Consider the following 21,826-nt stretch of genomic DNA (forward strand, 5'->3'; position numbering starts at 1 on the left):
CCGTTCATAAGCCCGAAGGCTTACGAAACAACTTTAACGAGGTACGAAACTTTGTTGATCATGCCGCGCACCGAAGGGGTGTCTTCCAACTCGGAAACCGAGTTGACGCGACGCAGACCCAGACCGCGAACGGTAGCGCGATGCGATTCGCGCGTGCCGATCAGGCCCATGACCAACTGAACTTTGACTGTTTTGGTAGCTTGTGTCATTTTGTCCGCCTTAAGCCAGAATGTCTTCAACCGACTTGCCGCGCTTGGCGGCGATGTCGCTTGCAGTACTCATTTTCGACAAACCGTCCAGGGTAGCGCGGACCAGGTTGTAAGGGTTCGACGAGCCCGTGGATTTCGCCACGACATCGGTTACGCCCATTACTTCGAAGATAGCGCGCATGGCGCCACCCGCGATCACGCCGGTACCAGGCTTGGCAGGCATCATCATTACTTTCGATGCGCCGTGACGGCCGGTGACTGTGTGGTGCAAAGTACCGTTCTTCAGAGGAACCTTGATCAGGTTACGACGGGCTTCTTCCATTGCCTTCTGCACGCCCACTGGCACTTCTTTCGATTTGCCCTTGCCCATGCCGATACGGCCATCGCCGTCGCCCACAACGGTCAGTGCTGCAAAACCCATGATACGACCACCCTTGACCACTTTGGTCACGCGGTTGATCGCGATCATCTTTTCGCGCATGCCATCATCCGGCTTGTCGCTTTGCATTTTCGCTTGCATTTTTGCCATGACGATTCTTCCTTAGAACTTCAGACCGGCTTCACGCGCGGCTTCTGCCAACGCCTTCACACGGCCGTGGTAACGGAAACCGGAGCGGTCGAACGCAACTTCGGTAATCCCTGCTTTCAGTGCTTTCTCGGCGACGCGCTTGCCAATCAAGGCGGCAGCGGCGGCATTGCCACCCTTGCCGGACTTGCCTGCCAGTTCGGCGCGAACTTCGGCTTCGGCGGTGGACGCCGAAACCAGGATTTTCGCGTCCGGGCTGATCAGGTTGGCGTAAATGTGCTGGTTGGTACGATGTACCGACAGACGATTTACTTTCAGTTCCGCGATCTTGATGCGGGTCTGGCGTCCACGACGCAGACGTGATTCTTTCTTGTCCATGGTCAGCCCTATTATTTCTTCTTGGTTTCTTTAAGCTTAACCACTTCGTCCACATAGCGGACGCCCTTGCCTTTGTAAGGCTCAGGGGAGCGGTAAGCGCGCACTTCTGCAGCGACCTGACCAACCTGTTGACGATCGATACCCTTGATGATGATTTCGGTCGGGGTTGGGGTGGCGCAAGTCACGCCTGCTGGCATCGAGTGCACAACAGGGTGCGAGAAACCCAGCGACAGGTTCAGCTTGTCGCCGGCGGCCTGGGCTTTGTAGCCCACGCCCACCAGGGACAGCTTCTTCTCGAAGCCTTTGGTCACGCCGGTCACCATATTGTTGACCAGGGCACGCAAGGTGCCGGACATCGCGTTCGACTCACGGCTGTCGTCGACGACGTCGAAGCTCAGCGTGCCATCTTTGTTTTCTACTTTTACCAGGCCGTTCAGGGCCTGGGTCATGGTGCCCAACGGGCCCTTGACGGTGATCGCTGCTGCAGTGATCGCCACATCGGCGCCAGCTGGGACAGCGATCGGCATTTTAGCTACTCGGGACATTGTCGATACTCCTTAAGCCACGTAGCAAATAACTTCGCCGCCGACACCGGTGGCGCGTGCTTTGCGGTCGGTCATGACGCCTTGCGGGGTCGACACGATCGCCACACCCAGGCCATTCATCACGGTAGGGATGTCATCTTTGCCTTTGTAGACGCGCAGGCCCGGACGGGACACACGCTCTAAACGCTCGATGACCGGACGGCCAACGTAATACTTCAAACCGATCTTCAGTTCCGCCTTGCCACCGGTTGCGGTGACGGCGAAATCTTCAATGTAACCCTCGTCCTTGAGGACGACAGCAATCGCTACTTTAACTTTCGACGATGGCATGGCCACGGTCGTCTTTTGAACACCTTGTGCGTTGCGAATGCGGGTCAGCATATCGGCGATAGGATCGCTCATACTCATTGCTTATTCTCCTATTACCAGCTTGCTTTAGTCATACCCGGAATCTCACCACGCATGGCAAATTCACGGAGCTTGATACGGGCCAGACCGAATTTACGGAATGTGCCACGTGGACGGCCGGTCACGGCGCAGCGGTTACGCTGGCGGGTCGGGGCCGAGTTGCGCGGCAGAGCCTGCAACTTCAGACGGGCTTCATAACGTTCTTCTTCCGACTTCGACTGGTCGTCGATGATGGCTTTCAGAGCGGCACGCTTCGGGGCGAATTTCTCCACCAGGTCTGCACGCTTCTGTTCGCGGTTAATCAGTGCTAGTTTTGCCATGATCTCAGTTTCTGAACGGAAATTTAAAGGCGGCGAGCAGAGCTTTCGCTTCGTCGTCGGTCTTGGCGGTTGTCGTGATGCTGATATTCATACCGCGCAACGCGTCAATCTTGTCGTACTCGATTTCAGGGAAAATGATCTGTTCCTTGACACCGATGTTGTAGTTACCACGGCCATCGAACGAACGGCCATTAACGCCACGGAAGTCACGCACGCGCGGCAGGGCCACGGTGATGAAACGATCCAGGAATTCGTACATACGGGCACCGCGCAGGGTGACCATGGTACCGATCGGATAGCCTTCACGGATCTTGAAACCCGCGATTGCTTTGCGCGACTTGGTGGTCACTGGCTTCTGGCCGGCGATCTTGGTCAGGTCGGCGACAGCGTGCTCGAGAACCTTCTTGTCGGCGATCGCTTCACCCACACCCATGTTCAGGGTGATCTTGGTCAGGCGCGGGACTTCCATTGCCGATTTGTAGCCAAATTTGGCGACCAGGTCGGCAACGACCTTATCTTTATAAAATGCTTGGAGACGGGCCATGATGTCTTAAACCTTCACTACTTCGCCGGAGGACTTGAAAACGCGGACTTTTTTGTCGTCTACGATTTTAAAGCCCACGCGGTCTGCCTTGCCAGTCGCTGCATTGAACAATGCAACGTTGGACACGTGAATCGGCATTGTCTTGTCGACGATACCACCAGTTACACCGGTCATTGGGTTCGGCTTGGTCGCTTTTTTAGCGACGTTGATGCCTTCAACCACGACATGCTCAGCATCGATACGTTGCTGAACGATACCGCGCTTGCCCTTGTCTTTCCCGGTCAGAACGATGACTTCGTCGTTTTTACGAATCTTATCCATTACGACTCCTTACAGGACTTCAGGTGCCAGGGACACGATTTTCATGAACTTTTCAGTGCGCAGTTCGCGCGTGACTGGTCCAAAAATACGGGTACCGATCGGCTCGAGCTTGGCGTTGAGCAAAACGGCAGCATTGCCGTCAAACTTCACCAGGGAGCCGTCTTGGCGGCGCACACCTTTAGCGGTACGCACAACCACAGCGTTATAAATTTCACCTTTTTTGACACGGCCGCGTGGCGCAGCAACCTTAACGGTTACCTTGATCACGTCGCCAATGCCAGCATAACGGCGCTTGGAACCGCCCAATACCTTGATGCACATAACTTCCTTGGCACCGGTATTGTCGGCTACTTCGAGCCGGCTTTCAGTTTGAATCATAGTATTCTCTTTCCCAACTTAAGCCGAAGAATCCCCACAATGTGGGCCTGCGGTCAGTCTTGGTCCCGCCAACCTCCCCTGCTGGGTCGATTGATTGGGTGATGGACTTTCCAAAAACTTTCGTTGCAGGCCGCGGCCACCGGGGTGACTAACAATGCGGCGTTACATGAACGAAGCCCGCTAGTATCACACAATACTGGCGGGCCCGCAAGGACTAATTATCCGGAAGCTGGCTGCCGCACAAATATGCGACACCCCCATCCGGCACTACTGGCATTACTGGAAGGATCGCCCCGCTTGCGCCTGGACCATCCTTCCGTCTTTAAGTCTTAGATAACTTGCGCTGCTTGCACAACGCGAGTCACGGTCCAAGCCTTGGTCTTCGAGATCGGACGACCTTCTTGAATCTCAACCGTATCACCGGTCTTGACCGAGTTGGTTTCGTCATGCGCGTGATACTTGTTCGAACGCATGATGATCTTGCCGTACAAAGGGTGCTTGACGTGACGCTCGATCAGGACGGTAACAGTCTTGTCCATCTTGTCGGAAACCACTTTACCGACCAAGGTGCGCTTCAGGGCGACTTTAGTAGTTTCGGTCATTTGGCTTCCTTCGAGTTCATAACAGTCTTCACACGCGCGATGTCGCGGCGTACCTTCTTGAGTTGCGAAGTGTTGCTCAGCTGCTGCGTTGCGATTTGCATGCGCATGCCGAACTGTGCCTTCAACAAATCATTCAGCTCTTTCTGAAGAGCTGCCTGGTCTTTGCCGCGGAGTTCTGTTGCTTTCATATACGACTCCTTTTATTGGCCGACTTGGCGGATGACAAACGTCGTCGCCAGTGGCAGTTTGGCGGCGGCCAGACGGAACGCTTCCCGGGCCAGCGTCTCATCGACGCCGTCCATTTCGTACAGTACTTTGCCTGGCTGGATTTCAGCGACGTAGTACTCCGGGTTACCTTTACCGTTACCCATACGAACTTCAGCTGGCTTGTTCGAAATTGGCTTGTCCGGGAAAATACGGATCCAAATACGACCACCGCGCTTGATGTGACGGGTCATGGCACGACGAGCTGCTTCGATCTGACGTGCTGTGATACGGCCGCGGGCAACTGCCTTCAGACCGAATTCACCGAACGAGACAGCGGTGCCGCGTGTGTGCGAAATGCCGGTGTTACGGCCTTTCTGCTCTTTACGATACTTCCTGCGTGCTGGTTGCAGCATGATTATTCTCCTGCTTTCTCAGCTGGTGCAGCAGCAGCCGCTTCCGGCTTCTTCACTGCGACTGCAGGACGAGCACGGACGACTGGAGCGCCAGTTGGGGTTGAACCTGGACGACCGCCTGGAGCACCGGCTGGACGCGGACGACCTGCTGGCTTGCCATCATCACGGCGCGGACCGCGGCTCTTCTTCTCGTCAGCCGGGGTATCGATGACTGGTGCGTCGCCGTTCGGCGCGCGGTCACCCTTGTATACCCAGACCTTGACGCCGATGATGCCGTAGGTCGTTGCTGCTTCGCTGGTGCCATAGTCGATATCGGCGCGCAGGGTGTGCAGAGGCACGCGGCCTTCGCGGTACCACTCTTTACGTGCGATTTCGATGCCGTTCAGACGGCCCGACGACATGATCTTGATGCCCAGGGCACCCAGACGCATGGCGTTTTGCATGGCGCGCTTCATAGCGCGGCGGAACATGATGCGCTTTTCCAGCTGCTGCGAGATCGAATCGGCGATCAGCTGCGAGTCGATTTCCGGCTTGCGGATTTCTTCGATGTTCACGTGCACAGGAACGCCCATGATCTTGGTCAGCGCCGACTTCAGTACTTCGATGTCTTCGCCTTTTTTACCAATGACCACGCCTGGACGCGAGCTGTAGATCGTGAAGCGCGCGTTCTTGGCAGGACGCTCGATGACGATGCGGCCAACCGAAGCGTTCTTCAGTTTCTTTTTCAGGAACGCACGTGCCTTGAGATCTTCGTTGAGCATTTGGGCAAAGTTACCATTGCCCGCGTACCAACGCGATGCCCAGTTACGGGTTACTGACAGGCGAAAGCCTGTTGGATGAATCTTCTGTCCCATCGTGACCCCTTAGTTGCCGACAGTCACGTAGATGTGACAGGATTGTTTTGAGATGCGATCACCCCGGCCTTTAGCGCGTGCAGTGAAGCGCTTCAGGATAGGACCCTTTTCAACGTAGATCTGGACGACCTTCAGCTCGTCGATGTCAGCGCCATCATTGTGCTCGGCGTTCGCGATGGCGGACTCCAGAACCTTCTTGATGATCGTTGCACCTTTTTTCGGGCTGAACTGCAAGATGTTGAGTGCTGCGTCAACCTTCTTGCCACGGATCAGATCGGCAACCAGACGACCTTTTTGGTCGGACAGGCGCACACCTTTGAGGATAGCTTTGGTTTCCATTATTTCTTCGCCTTCTTGTCAGCGGCATGGCCCTTGAACGTACGGGTCAGTGCGAATTCGCCGAGCTTGTGACCAACCATGTTCTCGGAGATGTATACCGGCACGTGGAGCTTGCCGTTATGCACTGCGATCGTCAGGCCGATGAAGTCTGGCGAGATCGTCGAACGGCGCGACCAGGTTTTGACTGGCTTTTTGTCTTTATTCGCTTGCGCGGTTTCGACTTTTTTCACCAGGTGGGCGTCGATAAACGGCCCTTTTTTCAATGAACGTGTCATGTCTTATCCTTATTTCTTGCCGCGGCGCGAGACGATCATCGAAGTCGTACGCTTGTTACGGCGCGTCTTCTTACCCTTCGTCTGTTGGCCCCAAGGCGACACTGGATGACGACCAGCTGCGGTTTTACCTTCACCACCACCGTGCGGGTGATCGACCGGGTTCATGACCACACCGCGAACGGTAGGACGAACACCGCGCCAGCGCATCGCGCCAGCTTTACCGATCTTGCGCAGGCTGTGCTCGGCATTACCGACTTCGCCAACCGTTGCACGGCATTCGATGTGCACGCGGCGCACTTCACCCGAGCGCAGGCGCACTTGAGCGTAGGTGCCTTCGCGCGCCATCAGAACAACACCAGCGCCGGCGGTACGTGCCATTTGGGCACCTTTACCTGGCAGCATCTCGACGCAATGCATCACGGTGCCGACTGGGATGTTACGGATAGGCAGGCAGTTGCCCGACTTGATAGGCGCTTCCGAACCATTCATCACCGAATCGCCAACGGACATGCCCTTGGTTGCGATGATGTACTGGCGCTCACCGTCTGCATAGCACAGCAGGGCGATGTTCGCGGTACGGTTTGGATCGTATTCGATACGCTCGACCTTTGCCGGAATACCATCCTTCTGACGCTTGAAGTCGATCAGGCGATAGTGCTGCTTATGACCACCGCCGATGTGGCGGGTGGTGATGTGACCGTTGTTGTTACGGCCGGCAGTTTTCGATTTCTTTTCAACCAGGGCTGCGAACGGACGACCTTTGTACAGGTCCGGGTTCACAACCTTCACCATGCCGCGACGGCCTGGTGAGGTTGGTTTCATCTTTACGAGTGCCATTATTTAGCCTCCTCGGAGAAGTTGATTTCCTGGCCAGGCTTGAGGCACACGAAAGCACGCTTGGTATGGTTGCGACGGCCATTGAAACGGCCCGAACGCTTTTGCTTACCTTGGCGATTGGCTGTCTGTACCGACAGCACTTCAACCTTGAACAACAGTTCAACGGCTGCCTTGATTTCAGGCTTGGTCGCATCCGGCAATACGCGGAACACGATCTGCTCGTTCTTTTCCGCGACCATGGTGGCCTTCTCGGAAATGACCGGCGCCTGGAGCACCTTCATCAGGCGCTCTTCGGAAAATTTGATTACGCCGCTCATGCGAACATCTCCTCGATCTTGGCCAGTGCCGCTTTGGTGACCACGATTTTTTTGTAGAACACCAGCGACATCGGATCAGCCTGATGCGGCTCAACGACGAGCACGTTCGGCAGGTTGCGCGATGCCAGCAACAGGTTCTGGTTATCCACGAGGTTGTCAGCGATGATCAGGACCGATTCCAGGCCCATGCCCTGCAGCTTTTGCGACAGCAGCTTGGTCTTTGGAGCATCGATGGTCATGCCTTCAACCACAACCAGGCGCTCTTCGCGGGCCAGTTGCGACAGGATCGAGCAGATACCTGCGCGATACATCTTCTTGTTCACTTTGTGGGTGAAGTTTTCGTCAGGCGAGTTCGGGAAAATCCGACCGCCGCCGCGCCACAGTGGCGAGGACGACATACCAGCACGCGCGCGGCCGGTACCTTTTTGGCGCCATGGCTTCTTGGTCGTGTGGTGAACTTCTTCACGATCTTTCTGCTTGCGGTTACCGCTACGTGCGTTGGCAGCGTAGGCGACGACGATCTGGTGGATCAGCGCTTCGTTGTAGTCACGACCGAAAACGGTATCGGCTGCGGCGACGTTCGAACCTGCTTGACCTTGCTCATTCAGAAGCTTGAGTTCCATGATTAAGCTCCCTTCTGAACTTTGGATTTAATAGCTGGCGAAACGATCACCTGGCCATTTTTCGCACCTGGTACCGCGCCTTTGACCAGCAACAGCTGACGGTCGGCATCAATACGGGCGATTTCGAGATTCTGTACGGTACGATTCACGTCACCGAGGTGACCGGTCATGCGCTTACCAGGGAAAACACGACCTGGATCCTGCGCCATACCGATGGAACCTGGCACGTTGTGCGAACGCGAGTTACCGTGCGTTGCGCGACCGGAAGCGAAGTGGTAACGCTTGATGACGCCGGCGTAACCCTTACCGATCGTAACGCCTTGGACATCGATCTTCTGACCGACTTCGAACAGGGAAGCGGCGACAACATCGCCAGCTTTCAGTTCGGCTGCTTTACCAGCGTCGACGCGGAATTCGCGCAACATGGTGCCAGCTTCGACGCCAGCTTTGGCGTGGTGACCCGCAACAGCTTTGGTCACGCGGGAAGCGCGACGTTGACCGAATGCGACCTGGACAGCGGAATAACCATCTGTTTCAGGGGTTTTGATTTGTGCGACACGGTTGTTCGACACGTCCAGAACGGTGACAGGGATCGAGTCCCCTTCATCCGTAAAGATGCGCATCATTCCAACCTTGCGACCGAGAAGGCCTAGGCTCATTTTTTCTCCATTCCCACCTGCGATTGGGCGGGGCTGACTGTTTAACTACCAAGTAAAGGACAGATCCAAAAACACACGAATCCATACCGAAGCCGGCTAGGATAGCACGCAAAAAGGCTTGACGCAACAACTTAGTTGGAGGTATGTCGATGTGTTGTACGGCGGGGGATGCGGGGCTTGATGGACAGGTGCCGGAGCGTGTTTTTTTGGCGTCTGACAGTACATGAAGGCGCATACCGCCTGCTTAGTGCGCTAACCTTTTATCCGTCATTCCCGCGAAGGCGGGAACCCAAGTTTTGCGATAAGCCGTTGGCAGCGCTACCTCCTTGGGTTCCCGCCTGCGCGGGAACGACGGTCTCCAGGCTAGCTGCCTTACATTGCTAGCGCGCCAGCGGCTGTCCGCCCGAGCCGAGCCGCAGGCGGGCCCAGAACTGCGCCAGGCGCTCCCACAGCCCGCGCCGCACCTTGCCGCTGCGCAGGCGCGCCTCGCCCGCCATCGGCACCGCCATTTCCCAGCGCACCGGATAAATATTCACGCGCTTGGTATACCGGCTCAACAAGGCGGTGGTCTCGACCCCGGCGAAATCGAGGTGCCGGTCGAGTAGAAACACGAACATCGGCTCGACATGCTGCTTCTTGCCGCGCGTGCTGACCTCGACGCAGGACGGCAGGATCACGCCATCGCTCAGGGTGGTGTTGGCCGCCACAATATAATGACCGGGGCCGTCGAGCGGCACCGCGTCCAGGCTGGTCGGGCGCACGAAGGACTCGCCGTTGCCCAGGTTGACTTCCTCGTCGATCGCCCATTCCCAGATGGGATAGGCGGCAAAGTCGGCATGCGAGACCTTGCGGATGGAACGGCGGATAGCAAGATCTGGGGTCATGGACAGGGTGGCGACGCTTGGAGGTAACCTCGTCAGTTTATGGCCAGCGGTGATTTCTGTCCAGCAACGCTCCCGCCGGCGTGACGCGAAAACCTCAAAAACAAAATTTAGGGCTTGCCTACTAATCAAGTGCGCCCATATACAGGCGGGCAAGCACGTTGTATATTACGACCGGAAATTGCAACACTGTAATTTTATTATCGCCGCCAGTACGCTGGCGTGAAAGTGTCCCTCAACCCGTTACAAGGAGTTTTACATGGCAATCAGTTTGCAAAAAGGCGGCAACGTCAACCTGAGCAAGGAAGCTCCGGGCCTGACCAAGGTCGTTATCGGCCTCGGCTGGGACCCGCGCGCGACCGACGGCAGTGCGTTCGACCTCGACGGCAGCGCTTTCATGCTCAAGGCTGACGGCAAGGTCCGCGCCGACGCCGATTTCATTTTCTACAACAACCTCAAGTCGAGCGATGGCTCGGTGGCGCACGCGGGTGACAACACCTCGGGCGCCGGCGAAGGCGACGACGAGAAGGTCAATGTCGACCTGAGCGCGGTGCCGGCCGAGATCGACAAGATCTCGTTCTGCGTGACCATTCACGAAGCCGAAGCGCGCAAGCAAAACTTCGGCATGGTCGGCAAGGCCTACATCCGCTGCCTGAACGCCGACGGCGACAAGGAACTGGCCCGTTACGACCTGTCGGAAGACGGCTCGACCGAAACGGCGATGATCTTCGGCGAACTGTATCGCGCCGGCGCCGAGTGGAAGTTCAAGGCGATCGGCCAAGGCTTCGCCGGCGGCCTGGGGCCTCTGGCCAAGTCCTTCGGCGTCGACGCTTAAAGCCAGACCCGCACGACCCGCAGGTTTGCGCCCGCAAGGATGGCTGCTCAAGCGCAGCGCCTTGCGGGCGTTGTGACGTGTGGGCCTGCGTATGTATATTTGTGCGCGTCGACAAGCTCCAGCTGTTGAGCCGTCTTTCCCGCGCAGGCGGGAACCCATAGCACCTGTGCTCAGCGAAGGTGCTATGGGTTCCCGCCTGCGCGGGAAAGACGGTCTTTAGGGCGACGGACAATACGTCGCACCGCTTACCTGACTCTTCCTGAAAACAAACACCATGGAAAACTTATCACGCGGGCAGCGCTTGCCGCTGGCCGGCATCGCCCCCGACGGCCGCATCGACATTGGCCTGTCCGCCGCCGGACTGCGCCTCGACTTCGCCTGCTTCGGCCTCGGCGCCGACGGCAAGCTGCTCGATGAGTCGTACATGACCTTCTTCAACCAGCCGCGCACGCCCTGCGGCGGCGCCAGGCTGACCAGCATTCCCGGCGACCTCACCGGCTTTTCCATCGATACGGGCCTGCTGCCGGCCAATATCGACCAGTTGGCCATCACCGCCAGCGTGGACGGCGACGGCACCATGGCGCAGCTGAGCGGCGGCTACCTGCGCCTGCTCGCCGGCAGCGAAGAAAAAGCCCGCTTCGCGTTTTCCGGCAACGATTTTGCCCAGGAACGCGCCATCATGCTGGGCAATCTGTATCGCAAGGACGGCCAGTGGCGCTTCATGGCCGTCGGCCAGGGCTTCAACGGCGGCCTGGACGCGCTGGTGGCCCACTTCGGCGGCGCTGTCGCGGCGCCGGCCCCGGTGGCCACCCCGGCGCCGGCCCGCATCTCGCTCGAGAAACGCATCGCCAGCACGGCGCCGCACCTGGTCAGCCTGGTCAAGCATGCCACCGTCTCGCTGGAAAAAGCCGGTCTTGCCGACCACCGCGCCAAGGTCGCCCTGGTGCTCGACATTTCGGGCTCGATGGGTGCGCTCTACCGCAAAGGCCTGGTACAGCAGTTCGCCGACCGCATCCTGGCCCTGGGCTGCAAGTTCGACGACGACGGCGAGATCGACGTCTTCCTGTTCGGTAAACATGTCCACCAGCCCGCCCCCATGAGCCTGGCTAACGCGCGCACCTATATCCGCGACGTCGTCCAAGCCCATCCGCTCGAAGCGGACACCTGCTACGGCAAGGCGATGGAAGCCGTGCGCCGTTTCTACTTCCCTGACGCCAACGGCGGCGAGCGCAAGAGCCCGCTGTCGGCCCCCGTGCCGGTGTTCGTGATGTTCGTCACCGACGGCTCCACCTCGGACAAGGCACTCACCGAAAAACAGTTGCGCTGGGCCAGCCAGGAACCGATTTTCTGGCAATTCATGGGCATTGGCAAAGGCAAGAAATCGAAGAGCAAAAAGCTGGCGGCATTCGCCCACTCCGACTTCCCCTTCCTCGAGCAACTCGATGACCTGTCCGGCCGCCTGATCGATAATGCCGACTTCTTTTCGGTCGAATCGCCCGACGAACACTCGGATTCCGGGTTATACGACTTGCTCATGGCAGAATACCCAGGCTGGATCAAAATGGCAAAACAACACCGCCTGCTCGCCTAGCACGACAGCAACAATAGCAATAATCGCAACAATTACGATTCAATAAGAAAGCAACTCATGCGTGTCTGGTTCAACAGGACGTTCTCGTCCGTGTACGCGGCAATCGGCCTCATCCGCGAAGCCGATCTGGAAGGCCGTTTCCACCTCATCTACAGCAATGCCAATCCACACGCCCTGGCCGGACGCGTGGCGCACGACTTCTTCGTCGAGCCGACCGGCCTGGACAACGAGCAATACATCGACTGGTGCCTGGCCTTTTGCCGCGAGCAGCGGGTGGACATCTTCATTCCGGGCCGCCTGTCGACCGAACTGGCCAGCGCCCACGCGCGCTTTGAAGCGCAGGGCACGCGCGTGCTCAGCGCCGCCACCCAGGAGCAGCTCGAACTGATCCACGACAAGGCGCGCTTCTACGCCACCACCAAGCTGGCCGGCGCCCCGGTGGCCGAATTCCGCGTGTTCGAAAACGTGGCCCAGTTCGATTGCGCCTATGCCGAGCTGCGCGCGCGCTATCCCAAGCTGTGCGTCAAGCCCTCGCGCTCGGTGTACGGCCTGGGCTTTGCCATCCTCGACGAAGAGCGCAGCAGCGCCGCCCTGCTGCTGGCCGGCGCCGAATATCACATCGGCCGTGACGACATGCGGCGCGGCCTGGCCGAGCTGGGCGAATTCCGCACCATGCTGCTGATGGCCTACCTGGACGGCCATGAATACAGCGTCGACTGCGTGGGCGACAAGGGCCGCCTGGTGGCCGCCGTGGCGCGCAAGAAACCGATGACGGCCGGCCGCGGCCAGCTGATCGACATGCGCGACGACATCCTCGAAGCGACCGCCGAACTGACCCGCATCCACGGCCTGAACGGCGCCTTCAACGTCCAGTTCCGCGAAGGCGACGGCAAGCTGCACCTGCTGGAAATCAATCCGCGCATGTCGGGCGGCATCGGCATGGCTTGCGTGGCCGGTCCCAACCTGCCCTACATCGCCCTGAAGGGCTTTGCCGACGGCTTCGACAAGGTGCTGGTGCCGCCCGTGCGCGACGGCATCCGCGTGGCTGAGCTGAGCGCCCCGGCCGAGCTGCACTCGGTGGACCTGCTATGAGCATGCCTGACGCACTCCACGTGCAGCGCCACCGCCTGAGCCTGCCCACCGGCGAGCTCGAACTCGACATCCACGACAGCGCCTTTGCGCTGGACGAGGTGATGGGTTTTGCCGCGCGCGCCAACGCCAAGCGCGGCTTCCTGTTCCTGAGCAAGGTGCTGGGCAAGCACTGGCCGGTCACCCCAGGCATGATGCGCACCGTGCACCAGAGCCTGGCCGACACCGTGCCCGAGCTACCCGGCCCGGTGGTCTTCATCGCCATGGCCGAAACCGCCATTGGCCTGGGCCAGGGCGTGTTCGAAGCCTGGCTGGCCGCCCACCCCGGGCGCGAAGGCTTGTTCCTGCACACCTCGCGCTACCGGGTCGGCGACGCCCCCATCATCGAATTCGAAGAAGCGCACAGCCACGCCCCGCGCCAGTTCCTGCACATGCCGCCGGACGCGCACACGCGCGACCTGCTGCTGGGCGCAAAGGCCCTGGTCCTGGTCGACGACGAAGCGAGCACCGGCAACACCTTCCTGAACCTGACCGAGGCTTGCCGCAAGCTCAATCCCGGCATCGCCCACGTGCACCTGGCGACCATCACCAACTTCATGGGCGCCACCGCCACCGAGGCCCTGTCGGCGCGTTTCGGCCTGCCGGTGACGATGGGCGCGCCGGTCAGCGGGCAATACCGCTTCACCCCCGGCCAGCTGGCAAGCGCCAGCGCCCCGGCGCAATTGTTCGACCCGGCGGCCGATCGCGGCGCCAGCGGCGACTTCGGTCGCTACGGCCTGCACCGCGCCCTGAGCTTGCCAAGCGGCCTGGCCGAACGCCTGGCGGCCGATGTCAAGCCGGGCGAGCGCGTGCTGGTGCTCGGCACCGGCGAATTCATGCACCCGTCCTACCTGCTCGGCGCCGCCCTGGAACAACTGGGCGTGGACGTTGTTGTGCAATCGACCACGCGCTCGCCGATCCTGACCTGGGGCGCGGTCGCAGCCGCGCTCACGTTCCCGGATAATTATGGGGAAGGCGTGGCCAATTTCCTGTATAACGTCACCCCCGGCCAGTACCGGCACGTCTTCATTTGCCACGAAACCGCCCCAAGCAAGGCGCTGCGCGACCTTGCGGACACGCTAGGCGCGCGCCTTTTCCACTTTAAGACCGAGACCCATATTGAAGAAGTTTGAGAAATTCCTGTTCGCCGACCTGGACGACACCCTGTTCCAGTCGCTGGAAAAGTGCGAGGGCCGCGGCACGCCAATCGAAGCGGCCGCCTTCCTGAAGGATGGCAGCCCGATTTCGTACACCACGCCGGGCCAGCGCGCCTTTCTCGCCTTTGCCCAGGATGGCATGACGATGATCCCGACCACGGCGCGCAACGTCAATGCGTACCGGCGCGTGGGCATCGACTTCCACAGCTACGCCGTGCTCGACTACGGCGGCATCGTGCTGTTGCCGGACGGCTCGGTCGACCAGGAATGGCTGGAACACATGCGCGGCGCCATGCAGGCCGCCCTGCCCGGCCTGCAAGAACTGGGCGGCCTGATCGACGCCTGGGCCGAACGCACCGGTTTCGGCAACCGCGCCCGCCTGATCGAGGATTTCGATACGCCCTTCTATCTGGTGGTCAAGGACCCGCAAAAAATCGCGGCCAACCTGGAGCCGATCGAGCGTGACGTGGTCCAACCATGGATAGCCTCCGGCAATCGCGACTACTTCATCCATCGCAACGGCAACAACCTGGCGATTTTGCCAACAGCGCTGAACAAGGCGCACGCGGTGGCGCACGTGAGCGCGCGCCTGCGCGCCGAACATGGCGACATCCTTACCTTCGGCATGGGCGACAGCAAGTCCGACGCGCGCTTCATGGCCGCCTGCGACTACGCCATCATGCCGAGCCGCACCCAGCTGGCCGGCCTGACCCTGGAGACCCTATGAATTTTTCCGGCAGTTACCGTTCGGAAGACGTCAGCTTCCTGCTCAAGCCGCTGGCGATGCAGGACTTCGTCGATGTTCCCGAAAAAGAATTCCTGATCCAGTCGGGCCAGCGCCACTACAGCGAAATGCTCTCGCCCGAATCGCTGCCGTCGGAGCGCTACCTGGCCGTGTTCCGCGCAGCCTGCGCGGCCAACACGGCGCGCATGGCGCGCGACTGCCTGACCCTGGCCGGCCTGATCGCCCAGCGGCGCAGCGGCCCGGTAACCCTGGTCTCGCTGGCGCGCGCCGGCACCCCGGTCGGCGTGGTGTTGAACAGCCTGCTGCCCAAGGTGTTCGGGCGCGCCAGCACGCATTATTCGGTCTCGATCATCCGTGACCGCGGCATCGACCAGGTTGCGCTCGAACATATCCTGGCGCAAGGCCACGCCCCCGAATCGATCGTCTTCATCGACGGCTGGACCGGCAAGGGCGTGATCTCGCGCGAACTGTCCGCCGCCATCGACGAATTCAACGCGCGCCGTGGCACCGCCATTGACGGCGGCCTGTACGTGCTGTCCGACCTGGCCGGCAGCGCCGCCTGCGCCGCCTCCTGCGACGACTACCTGATTCCGTCGAGCATACTGAACGCCACCGTCTCCGGCCTGATCAGCCGTTCGATCCTGAACGAGGCAATCGGACCCGGCGACTTCCACGGCTGCGTGTACTATCAGCAGTTCGAAGCGCACGACCAGTCGCAAAGCTTCGCCGACGGTTTGGTGGCGGCCGCGCTGGAAATCGCCGCCGCCGATGGCACGCCCGATGCAGAAGCGGTCGACCGCGAGCAGGCCGGCGACGTTTCGCGCGCCTACATGCTGGCGGCGCTTGCGCAGCATGGCATCAGCGACGTCAACATGATCAAGCCGGGCATCGGCGAAGCGACCCGCGTGTTGCTGCGCCGTAGCCCGCGCCTGTTGATCCTGCGCGACGCCGACGCGCCCGACGTGGCGCACCTGGCCCTGCTCGCGCAGGAAAAAGCAATTCCCGTGATCGTCGACAGCAGCTTGCCGTATCACGCCGTTTCATTGATCAGGAGTGCACTGGATGGTTAAATCGATGGGAGCGTCGCTGTACGTACCGGCGAATCACAAATACTTGATGGACGTGGCCAATGGCGAGCGCATGGGACACGTGCGCTCGCTGATTTTCTGCACCGAAGACGCGGTCGCCGACGCCGACCTGAGCTGGGCGCTGTTCAACCTGTCCGTGGTGCTGGCCAATATGCGCACCGACGGCACGGCCGAACGCTTCGTGCGCGTGCGCAATCCCGAAATCATGGCGCGCGTACTGGCCATGCCGGGCGCCGACAAGCTGACCGGCTTCGTGATCCCGAAAGCGACGCGCACCAACTTCGATGCCTACTTCAAGCAGATCCGCAACACCGACCACATGCTGATGCCGACGCTGGAGACAGCCGAAGTGTTCAACGACTGGGAAATGCGGCAATTTCGCAAGATGCTCGAAGCGCCCGGCGTACGTCACCGCATCCTGGCGCTGCGCATCGGCGGCAACGACCTGCTGGCCCTCTTGGGCCTGCGCCGTCCGCGCACCATGACCTTGTACCGCACGCCCCTGGGGCCGGTCATGGCGCGCCTGGTGACCACGTTCCGCCCGTACGGTTTTGTGCTGACCGCGCCCGTGTTCGAACACCTCGACCTGCCCGAACTGCTGGACCAGGAAGTGATCGAGGACCTGGCGCACGGCATGGTCGGCAAGACCGCCATCCACCCGAGCCAGATCGCGCCGATCGAGCAGCACTACCGGGTCAAGCCGAACGACCTGGCGGCCGCCCGCGCCATCCTCGATGTCGATGCGCCGGCTGTGTTCAAGATGCATAATTCGATGTGCGAAGTGGCCACCCACCGTGCCTGGGCCGAACGCACCATCGAACAGTCGAAGGTATTTGGCGCTCATCACGACGTCCCGCCGATGAGCCCGGCAATTCCACGGGAACTCTGACCATCACTTCAGTGAAAAGGACCACAACGTGACACATTTTTCGCGCGGACAAAAAGGCAAGCTGGCCGACCTGGGCTTGACCGCCCCCTTCACCGTCATGGTCGACATCGACACGGCCGGGCTGGTGGTCGACATCTCCTGCTTCGGCCTGGACGGCAGCGACAAGCTCTCGGACGAGCGCTACATGGTGTTCTACAACCAGCTGGCCAGCCCCGCCAATGAAATCAAGATGACCCTGGCCGGGCGCGCCGCCAGCTTCGCGGTGAACCTGGACGCCTTGCCGGCCTCGATCGCCAAGCTGGTGTTCGTGGCCGCCATCGACGGCAACGGCACCATGCGCAGCGTCGGCGCGAGCAGCATCAAGCTCGGCGACAGTGTGCAATTCCCCTGGTCGGGCGCCGACTTCCAGGATGAAAAAGCCGTCATCGTTGGCGAAATTTATCGAAAAGAAGGCATCTGGCGCTTCGGCGCCGTCGGCCAGGGTTTCAATGGCGGCTTGTCGGCCCTGCTGAAACACTTCGGCGGCACCGAGGCGGTGCCGAGCGCGGCGCCGACGCCACCGGCGGCGGTGCCGATTCCAGCTTCGGCGCCGCCACCGCCGCCACCCGCGCCACCGCCGCAAAAGCCGGTGTCGCTGTCGAAAGTCACGCTCGACAAGCGCGGCGACAAGGTCTCGCTCGACAAGCGCGGCGGCAGCGGGGGTTTCGGCCGCATCCACGTCAACCTGAACTGGAACCGCGGCGCGCCCGCCGCGGCAGCGCCCAAGCAAGGATTCTTGGCGCGCCTGACCGGCGCCGCCAATGCCAACAAGGGCATCGACCTGGACCTGGGTTGCATGTACGAACTGGCCGACGGCCGTCCGGGCCTGGTGCAGGCGCTGGGCAACGCCTGGGGCGACTTTGACCGTCCACCGTACATGCGCCTGGCGGCCGACGACCGCACCGGGCAAGCGACGGACGGTGAAAACCTGACCATCAACGGCGACCACTTCAACGACATGAAGCGGGCCCTGATCTTCGCCTTCATCTACGACGGCGCGCCGAACTGGGCCGCCACCGACGGCGTAGTGACCATCAACATGCCCGACCAGGCGCCGATCGAAGTGCGGCTCGACCAGGGCGGCAACCAGATGATGTGTGCGATCGCCATGATCGAAAACCGGGGCGGCAGCATGCAGGTGACCAAGCTGGCCGAGTACTTCTCGCAGGTCGGCCGCCAAAGCGCGCACGAACTGATGGACCGCCGCTTCGGCTTCGGCCTGCGCTGGGCCACCGGCTCGAAAGACTGAAAGACTAGGCGTGCATGCCGCCGGACCTGCCCTGTGCAGGCCGGCGGCGGCGGTGCTTCAGGACACTACTTCAGGCCACCACCGTGACCGGCTCCGCGTCGGTCTTGCCGACCTGGTACCAGTCCACCTTGCGGGTTGCCACCATGATCGCGCCGAGCACCGCGAACAGCAGGATACTGCCCAGCACCAGCGCATTATTCTCCGACACCAGCAAGCCATACAGCGCGCCGTAGAGCACGGTCAGCGCCACGCCGAAACCCAGTCCGCGCATCCAGTTGCGCAGCACGAAACTCAGATAAAAACCCAGCAGCAAGATGCACGCCGTGCTGGCGATGGCATATGCGACGACAAACTGGATATGCTCCGACAAGCCCACCAGCAACAGGAAGAACAGCACCAGCGCCATCCCGACCAGCAGATATTGCACCGGGTGGATCGGCAGGCGCTTGAGGATTTCGAAGATGAAGAAGGCGGCAAAGGTCAGCGCCACGAACAGCAAGCCATACTTGGTGGCGCGCTCGGCCAGCGAATAGACATTCACCGGTTCGATGAAGGCCACGCTGAAGCGGTCCACCTGCACCGCCGGACGCGCGGCGGCGGCTTGCCCGGCCTGCGCGGCATCGGCGCTGGCCGCCCCGTTATGCAGGGCCAGCAACTGCTGCTGGGCGGCAGTCGACAAGGACGAGATCGCCCAATTGGCCTTGAAGCCATCATCGTTGATGACGCGGTCCTTGGTCGACGGCAAGAAGTTACCGGCGAACTGAGGGTGGGGCCACTTCGACGTCAGGCTGACCTGGTTATTGCGTCCGACCGGCGAAAAATGCTGGCGTTCGATGCCGTCCAGGCCGAGGTTGAAGGCGAAGGGAACGCGCGCGGTCTGTTCGAGGTCCATGGCCGGCAGGTCGGCATGCAGGCCGCTGCCGAGGGCGATGGAACCGGTACCCTGCTGGAATTCGATCGACTGCTTGCCCCAGGCGATGGTGGGGATATTCCGGATCCCGCGCACATCCTCGATGCCGACCGCGATGCTGACCTGGCCGAGCGTGATGCGCGAGAGCGAGTTGGCGCGTGGCAGCGCCGATTTCAGCGGCAGGTCGAAGTCGCCCGTCAGCTTGTGCTGGCCGCTGTAGAACAGTACCCGGTGGATGCCGCGATAGCGGTAATCGGTATCGAACTTGCCCTCGACATTGAGCTGGTTGGGGAACACCAGGTGCACGCGGCTGACCGAGCGTTTCACGGTTTCCGATTTGCTGGCATCGTTGGCAACGGGCACCGTGACGTCGAACTCGTCGGTGTAGGGAATGACCATGACCGGGCCGATGATCGACTGTTCGCGCACCGAATCGGCGGCGATGCTGGCGACCGCCTCGGCGCGGAAATCGCTGCGTTCGCGGATGGTGCTCTGGATCATTGCCAAAGGCAGGCAGATCAGCACAGTGAGCGCCAGGATGGCGAGTATCTTGTACAACAGTGTTTTTTGCATGGGGGCTCCCGATTGGTGATGGCACCAGTGTAGGGAGCGTGTATGCGTTCAATATGCGCTGCGTGTGAAGTGAAGTGCGAATAGCGTCATTCGGCTTAGCGCCGATTCCTGCGGGCAGCTCAAGGTTCGGGGGGTATGGCCTTGCTTGCGGAAGGACCTTGCGCCACGGGATCGGTCGTTTGCTGCCATGCATCAAGAGGCATGGCGTTCAAGGCACTTTGCATCTGGGTGAACAAGTCACCGACCGACGACGCCAGGTAATCATCGTAACCGGCGACGTTCAGCGTTCTGGCGATCGTCGACGAATCGATGAAGCGCGTCATCTGAGCCTTGAATTCCTGGCTCTTGACGATCTGCGGGATCTGCTCGATTGCGCGCGCCAGCAGCCCGGGGTAGTCCACCACGCCGTAATCCTTGATCTTTGCGACCACGAGCTCCGGAGCGAGCTTGGCGCGACGCGTCGCCATCCAGGCCAGATCCCAGATGTCCCGGTGGCGAATCTTGGCTGAGTCAGGCCCGACCGGCCGACCTTCATTGTCCAGGAGTGATGTCGGGAAGGCCAGCACCTTATCCGCCATGATCTCGTCTAGAGACTCGGTGTTGACCATCACCATCGGCATGCTGCTCAAGACATCGTAGTTGGCCTTCAGCGGCACAAGCTCGCGGGTATGAGCAGGAATGTTCGCGATTTCCAGCTTGATTTTCTGTCTCGGCATCGCAGGATTCTCCGGCGAGGTCTGAATCGATATCCACCACTTGTCGACTCGGACATGCTTGGTGCCATTCTCGCCGACTTTGGCCGGCTTATTGTTGACCAAAACATTCAAGCCGAATCGCGCACCGATACGCTTCTCGACGCACTCCTTGATCTTCTGCATGCTCTCGGAAGAGAAATTCACGCCGCCGGCGAAGTCGAGGTCCTCGCTGAACCGATCCGACCCGCGGCATAGCCGTAGCGAGGTACCGCCCTGGAACACCAGATCTTTGAGCAGGCCCTCGGCGTCAAGCGCCTGGAAGATCTCGTAGTGCAGCAGTTCCTTCTCTACCACCGGCCTCATGGCCGACAGTCCCGGGTTGGCCATGACCAAGTCGACCAACTCACTGAAATCCTTCATGTCCACACTCATGCGTCTTCTCCTTGTGACTCGTCTTCGAGCTCGCTCTGATCGATCATGTTGGTGTTACGCCCGACGCGCAAGAGGTCGCGGATGGCCGCGCGCTTGGTGGCAATGCGAAGAGGCCGCCCCTTAGCCAGCATTGTTCGCTGGATGATCTGCGCGACGCCACGTTTGGTATGGGTGAACTCGATCGTCCCAAAAGGGGTGTCGACCACGCCGCTCTTCCCGGTCGTCATCACGGTCATCCGGTTGATCGGAATTTGCGAAATTGCCCCGTACTCGGACAGGATCGACTCCAAGCTTACATAAGAGAGGCAACCTGGACGTAGCGCCTTGGCGATCTCCTCGGCAACCCAGCGATTTTTGCTCGTCGCGGCCGGGTTCAGGTAGAGTCCCTTGGCGACCCGCTGAAGAAAGCCATCGGCGACCATCCGCTGCAAGGATTTCTCCATTGCCTTGTCCCCCTCTTCGGGGAATAACTTCTCGATATCGCGTCGGGCCATGATATACACCCCGCGTCTATCAAGTTCCGATAACTTACGGATCAATTCGGTTTTTTTCATAAGTATCCTAAAACCCTATATTAAAGTAGGGTACCGGTGGACTTAGTCTAAGCTCATGTCGATCTGAGGTCAAGTACAAGTAATCGATTACCCTATTTTTTTGTAGGGTTTTAGGTCACTTACTGGTGAGCTGGGGATGTGAACCAGGGTCTGCTTGAGCGATGCTCTCACATTCGTCCAGAGTCCTGTGGGTCCCAATATTGCCTAAAAACAAGTTCCCGCAAAGGCGGCATCCAAAGACACGTTGGCTAAGTGATAGATACTTGAATTCTTGCTTGCGCTGCTAAGGCGGCGCTGATGCCAGC

General features: G+C 60.1%; 31 protein-coding genes. 8 read left to right on the forward strand and 23 right to left on the reverse strand.

All coding sequences use genetic code 11. From position 1 onward, the window contains the following. Positions 1 to 20: 20 nt before the first annotated feature. The 20 genes from rpmD to F2P46_RS29995 all read right to left on the reverse strand — a co-directional run bounded on the left by rpmD (position 21) and on the right by F2P46_RS29995 (position 9,639). Positions 21 to 209: a 50S ribosomal protein L30 gene (rpmD, locus tag F2P46_RS29900; RefSeq protein WP_054265837.1), complete on the reverse strand. Its 189-nt coding sequence runs from the start codon at positions 207 to 209 to the stop codon at positions 21 to 23. 10 nt (positions 210 to 219) lie between these two features. Then, positions 220 to 738, reverse strand: a complete 519-nt coding sequence (gene rpsE / locus F2P46_RS29905; protein ID WP_054265836.1) for a 30S ribosomal protein S5 — start codon at positions 736 to 738, stop codon at positions 220 to 222. Between the two features lie 12 nt (positions 739 to 750). Further along, positions 751 to 1,113, reverse strand: a complete 363-nt coding sequence (rplR, locus tag F2P46_RS29910; protein ID WP_054265835.1) for a 50S ribosomal protein L18 — start codon at positions 1,111 to 1,113, stop codon at positions 751 to 753. A gap of 11 nt (positions 1,114 to 1,124) precedes the next feature. Continuing rightward, positions 1,125 to 1,658, reverse strand: coding sequence for a 50S ribosomal protein L6 (gene rplF, locus F2P46_RS29915; RefSeq protein ID WP_054265834.1), 534 nt, complete (start codon positions 1,656 to 1,658; stop codon positions 1,125 to 1,127). A gap of 12 nt (positions 1,659 to 1,670) precedes the next feature. Then, entirely contained in the window at positions 1,671 to 2,066 is a 396-nt protein-coding gene (gene rpsH, locus F2P46_RS29920) for a 30S ribosomal protein S8 (RefSeq protein WP_166897186.1), read from the reverse strand. 14 nt (positions 2,067 to 2,080) lie between these two features. Continuing rightward, positions 2,081 to 2,386, reverse strand: coding sequence for a 30S ribosomal protein S14 (gene rpsN, locus F2P46_RS29925; protein ID WP_054265832.1), 306 nt, complete (start codon positions 2,384 to 2,386; stop codon positions 2,081 to 2,083). A gap of 4 nt (positions 2,387 to 2,390) precedes the next feature. Beyond that, a complete protein-coding gene (gene rplE, locus F2P46_RS29930) occupies positions 2,391 to 2,930 on the reverse strand; it encodes a 50S ribosomal protein L5 (protein WP_054265831.1) in 540 nt (179 codons plus the stop codon). Between the two features lie 6 nt (positions 2,931 to 2,936). Then, the gene (gene rplX, locus F2P46_RS29935) at positions 2,937 to 3,251 is read right to left on the reverse strand and encodes a 50S ribosomal protein L24 (protein ID WP_166897189.1); all 315 of its coding nucleotides are present in this window, start codon (positions 3,249 to 3,251) and stop codon (positions 2,937 to 2,939) included. 9 nt (positions 3,252 to 3,260) lie between these two features. After that, positions 3,261 to 3,629: a 50S ribosomal protein L14 gene (gene rplN / locus F2P46_RS29940; RefSeq protein WP_008444317.1), complete on the reverse strand. Its 369-nt coding sequence runs from the start codon at positions 3,627 to 3,629 to the stop codon at positions 3,261 to 3,263. Between the two features lie 329 nt (positions 3,630 to 3,958). After that, the gene (gene rpsQ, locus F2P46_RS29945; protein WP_054265829.1) at positions 3,959 to 4,231 is read right to left on the reverse strand and encodes a 30S ribosomal protein S17; all 273 of its coding nucleotides are present in this window, start codon (positions 4,229 to 4,231) and stop codon (positions 3,959 to 3,961) included. After that, on the reverse strand, positions 4,228 to 4,419 hold the full coding sequence (gene rpmC, locus F2P46_RS29950) for a 50S ribosomal protein L29 (RefSeq protein ID WP_054265828.1): 192 nt from the start codon (positions 4,417 to 4,419) through the stop codon (positions 4,228 to 4,230). Before rpmC ends, rpsQ begins: the two co-directional genes overlap by 4 nt. A 12-nt stretch (positions 4,420 to 4,431) precedes the next feature. Next, positions 4,432 to 4,851: a 50S ribosomal protein L16 gene (gene rplP, locus F2P46_RS29955; RefSeq protein ID WP_054265827.1), complete on the reverse strand. Its 420-nt coding sequence runs from the start codon at positions 4,849 to 4,851 to the stop codon at positions 4,432 to 4,434. A gap of 2 nt (positions 4,852 to 4,853) precedes the next feature. Continuing rightward, positions 4,854 to 5,705 (reverse strand): 30S ribosomal protein S3, encoded by an 852-nt coding sequence (gene rpsC / locus F2P46_RS29960; protein ID WP_166897191.1) that lies wholly within the window; start codon positions 5,703 to 5,705, stop codon positions 4,854 to 4,856. 9 nt (positions 5,706 to 5,714) lie between these two features. Continuing rightward, positions 5,715 to 6,047, reverse strand: coding sequence for a 50S ribosomal protein L22 (gene rplV / locus F2P46_RS29965; RefSeq protein ID WP_181002795.1), 333 nt, complete (start codon positions 6,045 to 6,047; stop codon positions 5,715 to 5,717). Next, a complete protein-coding gene (rpsS, locus tag F2P46_RS29970; protein ID WP_054265824.1) occupies positions 6,044 to 6,319 on the reverse strand; it encodes a 30S ribosomal protein S19 in 276 nt (91 codons plus the stop codon). The genes rplV and rpsS overlap by 4 nt, the downstream gene beginning before the upstream one ends. A gap of 9 nt (positions 6,320 to 6,328) precedes the next feature. Further along, complete coding sequence (rplB, locus tag F2P46_RS29975) at positions 6,329 to 7,156, reverse strand: 50S ribosomal protein L2 (protein WP_054265823.1); 828 nt, start codon at positions 7,154 to 7,156, stop codon at positions 6,329 to 6,331. Further along, positions 7,156 to 7,473, reverse strand: coding sequence for a 50S ribosomal protein L23 (gene rplW / locus F2P46_RS29980; RefSeq protein ID WP_166870762.1), 318 nt, complete (start codon positions 7,471 to 7,473; stop codon positions 7,156 to 7,158). The genes rplB and rplW overlap by 1 nt, the downstream gene beginning before the upstream one ends. Further along, entirely contained in the window at positions 7,470 to 8,096 is a 627-nt protein-coding gene (gene rplD, locus F2P46_RS29985; RefSeq protein ID WP_166897193.1) for a 50S ribosomal protein L4, read from the reverse strand. The genes rplW and rplD overlap by 4 nt, the downstream gene beginning before the upstream one ends. A gap of 2 nt (positions 8,097 to 8,098) precedes the next feature. Further along, complete coding sequence (gene rplC / locus F2P46_RS29990) at positions 8,099 to 8,755, reverse strand: 50S ribosomal protein L3 (protein ID WP_166870758.1); 657 nt, start codon at positions 8,753 to 8,755, stop codon at positions 8,099 to 8,101. Positions 8,756 to 9,135: 380 nt separating this feature from the next. Next, positions 9,136 to 9,639: a hypothetical protein gene (locus F2P46_RS29995; RefSeq protein WP_166897198.1), complete on the reverse strand. Its 504-nt coding sequence runs from the start codon at positions 9,637 to 9,639 to the stop codon at positions 9,136 to 9,138. 256 nt (positions 9,640 to 9,895) lie between these two features. Here F2P46_RS29995 and F2P46_RS30000 point away from each other — a divergent pair, with 256 nt between their 5' ends. The 8 genes from F2P46_RS30000 to F2P46_RS30035 all read left to right on the forward strand — a co-directional run bounded on the left by F2P46_RS30000 (position 9,896) and on the right by F2P46_RS30035 (position 18,357). Next, the gene (locus F2P46_RS30000; RefSeq protein WP_166897201.1) at positions 9,896 to 10,471 is read left to right on the forward strand and encodes a TerD family protein; all 576 of its coding nucleotides are present in this window, start codon (positions 9,896 to 9,898) and stop codon (positions 10,469 to 10,471) included. 274 nt (positions 10,472 to 10,745) lie between these two features. Beyond that, positions 10,746 to 12,062, forward strand: coding sequence for a VWA domain-containing protein (locus F2P46_RS30005; RefSeq protein WP_166897203.1), 1,317 nt, complete (start codon positions 10,746 to 10,748; stop codon positions 12,060 to 12,062). Between the two features lie 57 nt (positions 12,063 to 12,119). Beyond that, a complete protein-coding gene (locus F2P46_RS30010) occupies positions 12,120 to 13,154 on the forward strand; it encodes an ATP-grasp domain-containing protein (RefSeq protein ID WP_166897206.1) in 1,035 nt (344 codons plus the stop codon). Between the two features lie 2 nt (positions 13,155 to 13,156). Beyond that, positions 13,157 to 14,323: a phosphoribosyltransferase domain-containing protein gene (locus tag F2P46_RS30015; protein ID WP_306667720.1), complete on the forward strand. Its 1,167-nt coding sequence runs from the start codon at positions 13,157 to 13,159 to the stop codon at positions 14,321 to 14,323. Beyond that, positions 14,310 to 15,074 carry a hypothetical protein gene (locus F2P46_RS30020; protein WP_166897212.1) on the forward strand — a complete coding sequence of 255 codons (765 nt, stop codon included), beginning with the start codon at positions 14,310 to 14,312 and terminating at the stop codon, positions 15,072 to 15,074. The genes F2P46_RS30015 and F2P46_RS30020 overlap by 14 nt, the downstream gene beginning before the upstream one ends. Further along, on the forward strand, positions 15,071 to 16,162 hold the full coding sequence (locus tag F2P46_RS30025) for a cysteine protease StiP family protein (protein WP_166897214.1): 1,092 nt from the start codon (positions 15,071 to 15,073) through the stop codon (positions 16,160 to 16,162). The genes F2P46_RS30020 and F2P46_RS30025 overlap by 4 nt, the downstream gene beginning before the upstream one ends. Continuing rightward, positions 16,155 to 17,069, forward strand: coding sequence for an HpcH/HpaI aldolase/citrate lyase family protein (locus tag F2P46_RS30030; RefSeq protein WP_166897217.1), 915 nt, complete (start codon positions 16,155 to 16,157; stop codon positions 17,067 to 17,069). Before F2P46_RS30025 ends, F2P46_RS30030 begins: the two co-directional genes overlap by 8 nt. Positions 17,070 to 17,097: 28 nt before the next feature. Then, positions 17,098 to 18,357, forward strand: coding sequence for a TerD family protein (locus F2P46_RS30035; protein ID WP_166897219.1), 1,260 nt, complete (start codon positions 17,098 to 17,100; stop codon positions 18,355 to 18,357). Positions 18,358 to 18,427: 70 nt separating this feature from the next. Here the strand turns inward: F2P46_RS30035 and creD are convergent, their stop codons facing one another. From creD to F2P46_RS30050, 3 genes are all read right to left on the reverse strand, one after another. Next, a complete protein-coding gene (gene creD, locus F2P46_RS30040; RefSeq protein ID WP_166897221.1) occupies positions 18,428 to 19,840 on the reverse strand; it encodes a cell envelope integrity protein CreD in 1,413 nt (470 codons plus the stop codon). 119 nt (positions 19,841 to 19,959) lie between these two features. Further along, complete coding sequence (locus tag F2P46_RS30045) at positions 19,960 to 20,967, reverse strand: nucleotidyl transferase AbiEii/AbiGii toxin family protein (RefSeq protein ID WP_208296827.1); 1,008 nt, start codon at positions 20,965 to 20,967, stop codon at positions 19,960 to 19,962. Further along, positions 20,964 to 21,521, reverse strand: a complete 558-nt coding sequence (locus tag F2P46_RS30050) for a type IV toxin-antitoxin system AbiEi family antitoxin (RefSeq protein WP_166897224.1) — start codon at positions 21,519 to 21,521, stop codon at positions 20,964 to 20,966. The genes F2P46_RS30045 and F2P46_RS30050 overlap by 4 nt, the downstream gene beginning before the upstream one ends. Between the last annotated feature and the right edge of the window lie 305 nt (positions 21,522 to 21,826).

It is taken from the genome of Massilia sp. CCM 8734, assembly GCF_011682155.1.
Lineage (GTDB): Bacteria > Pseudomonadota > Gammaproteobacteria > Burkholderiales > Burkholderiaceae_D > Telluria_A > Telluria_A rubra.

Coding starts and splice junctions, on each gene's coding strand:
- rpmD (WP_054265837.1), bottom strand. CDS start 209: ATGACACAAGCTACCAAAACAGTCAAAGTTCAGTTGGTCATGGGCCTG.
- rpsE (WP_054265836.1), bottom strand. CDS start 738: ATGGCAAAAATGCAAGCGAAAATGCAAAGCGACAAGCCGGATGATGGC.
- rplR (WP_054265835.1), bottom strand. CDS start 1,113: ATGGACAAGAAAGAATCACGTCTGCGTCGTGGACGCCAGACCCGCATC.
- rplF (WP_054265834.1), bottom strand. CDS start 1,658: ATGTCCCGAGTAGCTAAAATGCCGATCGCTGTCCCAGCTGGCGCCGAT.
- rpsH (WP_166897186.1), bottom strand. CDS start 2,066: ATGAGTATGAGCGATCCTATCGCCGATATGCTGACCCGCATTCGCAAC.
- rpsN (WP_054265832.1), bottom strand. CDS start 2,386: ATGGCAAAACTAGCACTGATTAACCGCGAACAGAAGCGTGCAGACCTG.
- rplE (WP_054265831.1), bottom strand. CDS start 2,930: ATGGCCCGTCTCCAAGCATTTTATAAAGATAAGGTCGTTGCCGACCTG.
- rplX (WP_166897189.1), bottom strand. CDS start 3,251: ATGGATAAGATTCGTAAAAACGACGAAGTCATCGTTCTGACCGGGAAA.
- rplN (WP_008444317.1), bottom strand. CDS start 3,629: ATGATTCAAACTGAAAGCCGGCTCGAAGTAGCCGACAATACCGGTGCC.
- rpsQ (WP_054265829.1), bottom strand. CDS start 4,231: ATGACCGAAACTACTAAAGTCGCCCTGAAGCGCACCTTGGTCGGTAAA.
- rpmC (WP_054265828.1), bottom strand. CDS start 4,419: ATGAAAGCAACAGAACTCCGCGGCAAAGACCAGGCAGCTCTTCAGAAA.
- rplP (WP_054265827.1), bottom strand. CDS start 4,851: ATGCTGCAACCAGCACGCAGGAAGTATCGTAAAGAGCAGAAAGGCCGT.
- rpsC (WP_166897191.1), bottom strand. CDS start 5,705: ATGGGACAGAAGATTCATCCAACAGGCTTTCGCCTGTCAGTAACCCGT.
- rpsS (WP_054265824.1), bottom strand. CDS start 6,319: ATGACACGTTCATTGAAAAAAGGGCCGTTTATCGACGCCCACCTGGTG.
- rplB (WP_054265823.1), bottom strand. CDS start 7,156: ATGGCACTCGTAAAGATGAAACCAACCTCACCAGGCCGTCGCGGCATG.
- rplW (WP_166870762.1), bottom strand. CDS start 7,473: ATGAGCGGCGTAATCAAATTTTCCGAAGAGCGCCTGATGAAGGTGCTC.
- rplD (WP_166897193.1), bottom strand. CDS start 8,096: ATGGAACTCAAGCTTCTGAATGAGCAAGGTCAAGCAGGTTCGAACGTC.
- rplC (WP_166870758.1), bottom strand. CDS start 8,755: ATGAGCCTAGGCCTTCTCGGTCGCAAGGTTGGAATGATGCGCATCTTT.
- F2P46_RS29995 (WP_166897198.1), bottom strand. CDS start 9,639: ATGACCCCAGATCTTGCTATCCGCCGTTCCATCCGCAAGGTCTCGCAT.
- F2P46_RS30000 (WP_166897201.1), top strand. CDS start 9,896: ATGGCAATCAGTTTGCAAAAAGGCGGCAACGTCAACCTGAGCAAGGAA.
- F2P46_RS30005 (WP_166897203.1), top strand. CDS start 10,746: ATGGAAAACTTATCACGCGGGCAGCGCTTGCCGCTGGCCGGCATCGCC.
- F2P46_RS30010 (WP_166897206.1), top strand. CDS start 12,120: ATGCGTGTCTGGTTCAACAGGACGTTCTCGTCCGTGTACGCGGCAATC.
- F2P46_RS30015 (WP_306667720.1), top strand. CDS start 13,157: ATGCCTGACGCACTCCACGTGCAGCGCCACCGCCTGAGCCTGCCCACC.
- F2P46_RS30025 (WP_166897214.1), top strand. CDS start 15,071: ATGAATTTTTCCGGCAGTTACCGTTCGGAAGACGTCAGCTTCCTGCTC.
- F2P46_RS30030 (WP_166897217.1), top strand. CDS start 16,155: ATGGTTAAATCGATGGGAGCGTCGCTGTACGTACCGGCGAATCACAAA.
- creD (WP_166897221.1), bottom strand. CDS start 19,840: ATGCAAAAAACACTGTTGTACAAGATACTCGCCATCCTGGCGCTCACT.
- F2P46_RS30045 (WP_208296827.1), bottom strand. CDS start 20,967: ATGAGTGTGGACATGAAGGATTTCAGTGAGTTGGTCGACTTGGTCATG.
- F2P46_RS30050 (WP_166897224.1), bottom strand. CDS start 21,521: ATGAAAAAAACCGAATTGATCCGTAAGTTATCGGAACTTGATAGACGC.